Origin of the sequence: Methylobacterium sp. WL103 (genome assembly GCF_008039885.1) — a bacterium.
In the GTDB taxonomy this organism is placed as follows: Bacteria; Pseudomonadota; Alphaproteobacteria; order Rhizobiales; family Beijerinckiaceae; genus Methylobacterium; species Methylobacterium cerastii.
The window spans coordinates 1-2,978 of record NZ_VRUX01000526.1; the positions used below are offsets into that span (position 1 = coordinate 1).

Genomic DNA, 2,978 nt, shown 5'->3' on the forward strand with positions numbered 1-2,978 from the left:
GCGAGGGCGCCAGCGCCGGCAGCAGCACCAGCGCGAGGACCATCGCGAGGTCCTCGACGATGAGCCAGCCCACCGCGATGCGGCCCTTGTCGCTGTCGAGGAGGTTGCGCTCCTCCAGCGCCCGCAGCAGCACCACCGTGCTCGCCACCGACAGGGCGAGGCCGAACACGAGCCCGGCCCCGAGGCCCCAGCCCCAGGCGAGCGCCAGGCCGCCGCCCATGGCGGTGGCGACCACGATCTGCACCACGGCGCCCGGCAGCGCGATGGTGCGCACCGCCATCAGGTCCTTGATCGAGAAGTGCAGGCCGACGCCGAACATCAGCAGGATCACGCCGATCTCGGCGAGTTGGCCCGCGAGCTTCTGGTCTCCGACGAAGCCCGGCGTGAACGGGCCGATGGCGATGCCGGCCACGAGGTAGCCGACCAGCGGCGGCAGCCGCAGCCTCTGCGCCAGCATGCCGAAGACGAAGGCGATCACGAGGCCCAGGGCGATGATGGCGATCAACTCGGTCGCATGCGGCACGGGGCGGTCGTCTCCTGGATTCGGCGTCGGACGCGGGTGTCGCATCGGCCTAGCGGAATCGTGCGACGAATTCCGTAAGCGCTGCAGCCGAATGGTGTTCCAGCGCACAGGCGCGGCCGGGTTGGCAGGCCGACGTCGACCCTATACCCCCGTGCTCGACGGATCGAAGGACGGCGAAGACGATGCGGCTGGTGGTGGTGGGCGCCGACGGGCGCATGGGCAAGATGCTGATCCGCGCGGTGGCGGAAGCGGAGGGCTGCACGCTCTCGGCCGCGATCGAGCGCGAAGAGTCGGACGCGATCGGCCACGATGCCGGGACGCTGGCCGGCCTCCACCCGCTCGGCGTGCCCGTCACCGACGACCCGCTGACCGCCTTCGCCGCCAGCGACGGCGTGCTCGACTTCACCGTGCCGGCGGCGACCGTAATGTTCTCCGAGCTCGCGGCGCAGGCCCGCATCGTCCACGTCGTCGGCACGACCGGCCTGTCGGAGGACGACCTCGCCAAGCTACGCGCCGCCGCCTACCACGCCCGCATCGTGCGCTCCGGCAACATGTCCCTCGGGGTCAACCTGCTCGCCGCGCTGGTGAAGCGGGTCGCCGCGGCGCTGGGGCCCGAGTTCGACATCGAGATCGCCGAGATGCACCACCGCATGAAGGTGGACGCGCCCTCGGGCACCGCGCTGCTGCTCGGGGAGGCCGCCGCGGCCGGGCGTGGCGTCGACCTCGCCGACGTGCGCGTCTCGACCCGCGACGGCCATACCGGCGCGCGGAAACCCGGCGACATCGGCTTCGCGACGCTCCGCGGCGGCAGCGTCGTCGGCGACCATTCGGTGATCTTCGCCGGCGCCGGCGAACGCATCACCCTCTCGCACCACGCCGAGGACCGCAGCCTGTTCGCCGCCGGCGCGGTGAAGGCGGCGCTTTGGGCGCATCCGAAGCCGCCGGCCCTGTACAGCATGACAGACGTGCTCGGCCTGTAAGCCTCAGGCTGGCGGACAGTTGGGGGCGGGTCTCCGGCCTGCGCTTGGGGCCTCGGCCCGCCTCTGGTAGGAGCCGCACCGACAAGCCCGACCGGGCGCTTCCAGAAAGACCGGACACCGATGGACCGCCTGCTCGTCCTCGCTCGCCACGGCCAGAGCGAGTGGAACCTCAAGAACCTCTTCACCGGCTGGCGCAACCCGGACCTGACCGAGCGCGGCGTCGACGAGGCGCACAAGGCCGGGCGCTGGCTGAAGAGCGAGGGCTACGGCTTCGACGTGGCGTTCACCTCGAACCTCGGGCGGGCGCAGCGCACCTGCAAGCTGATGCTCGGCGAGATGGGGCTTTCCGACATCGAGACGATCCGCTCGGAGGCCCTGAACGAGCGCGATTACGGCGACCTCTCCGGCCTCAACAAGGAGGACGCCAAGGCGCGCTGGGGGGCCGAACAGGTTCACCAGTGGCGCCGCTCCTACGACATCCCGCCGCCCGGCGGCGAAAGCCTGAAGGACACCGCGGCCCGGGTGCTGCCCTACTACATCGAGACGATCCTGCCCCGCGTGATGGCCGGCGACCGGGTGCTCGTCGCCGCCCACGGCAACTCGCTGCGCGCCCTCGTGATGGTGCTCGACCGCCTGAACACCACGACGATCGCCGGCCTGGAGATCGCCACCGGCGTGCCGCTGGTCTACCGCCTCAAGGCCGACACCACCGTCGCCTCGAAGGCGGTGCTGGAGCGCGACATCGACGACGCGTGACGCGCGCGCCATGGCGGTCGAACTCGCCCCGGGCCTGATCCACCATCCCGGCTGGCTCGATCGGGCCGGCCGGCGGCGGCTCGCCGACGAGATCGCGGCCGTGCTGGCCTTGGCGCCGCCGTTCACGCCGCGGATGCCGAAGACGGGAAAGCCGTTCTCGGTGCGGATGTCGAACGCCGGCCCGCTCGGCTGGGTCTCGGACATCGCCGGCTACCGCTACCAGCCGGACCACCCGGAGACCGGCGCGCCCTGGCCGGCGATGCCCGCGACAGTGCGCGCGGCCTGGGATGCGCTCGCGGCGGGCTTTCCGGCACCGGAAGCCTGCCTGATCAACCTCTACGCGCCCGGCACCCGCATGGGCCTGCACCAGGATCGCGACGAGGCCGACCTGTCGGCGCCCGTGGTCTCGCTGTCGCTCGGCGCCGCGGCGGTGTTCCGCTACGGCGGCCTGCGGCGGTCCGACCCGACCCGCTCGATCCGGCTGATAGCGGGCGACGCCCTGGTGATCGGCGGCGCCTCCCGCCTGATCCACCACGGCGTCGACCGGATCATCGCGGGCGGCGACCTGCTGTCGGAGGCGGAGGACCCGCTCCCTGACTTCCTTCCGCCGGGCGGCCGCTGCAATCTGACCCTGCGGCGCGTGACGGGCTCGGCCCCGTGAGCGATCGCGAGGACACGCGCGCGAGCGCCGCCGCGCGGTGGCCGCCGATCGCCCGCTT

At 72.4% G+C, this 2,978-nt stretch carries 4 protein-coding genes; 3 read left to right on the forward strand and 1 reads right to left on the reverse strand.

The genetic code is table 11. The features are described from left to right. On the reverse strand, positions 1–523 hold a 523-nt coding region (locus FV222_RS21745), incomplete at its 3' end, for a cation:proton antiporter (RefSeq protein WP_187277415.1). A gap of 182 nt (positions 524–705) precedes the next feature. Between FV222_RS21745 and dapB the strand changes: the two genes are divergently transcribed. The 3 genes from dapB (at position 706) to FV222_RS21760 (ending at position 2,920) form a co-directional block, all read left to right on the forward strand. After that, on the forward strand, positions 706–1,503 hold the full coding sequence (gene dapB, locus FV222_RS21750; RefSeq protein WP_147761929.1) for a 4-hydroxy-tetrahydrodipicolinate reductase: 798 nt from the start codon (positions 706–708) through the stop codon (positions 1,501–1,503). Positions 1,504–1,623: 120 nt separating this feature from the next. Then, positions 1,624–2,259: a 2,3-bisphosphoglycerate-dependent phosphoglycerate mutase gene (locus tag FV222_RS21755; protein WP_147751674.1), complete on the forward strand. Its 636-nt coding sequence runs from the start codon at positions 1,624–1,626 to the stop codon at positions 2,257–2,259. Positions 2,260–2,269: 10 nt separating this feature from the next. Then, complete coding sequence (locus FV222_RS21760) at positions 2,270–2,920, forward strand: alpha-ketoglutarate-dependent dioxygenase AlkB (RefSeq protein ID WP_147761928.1); 651 nt, start codon at positions 2,270–2,272, stop codon at positions 2,918–2,920. Positions 2,921–2,978 lie beyond the last annotated feature (58 nt).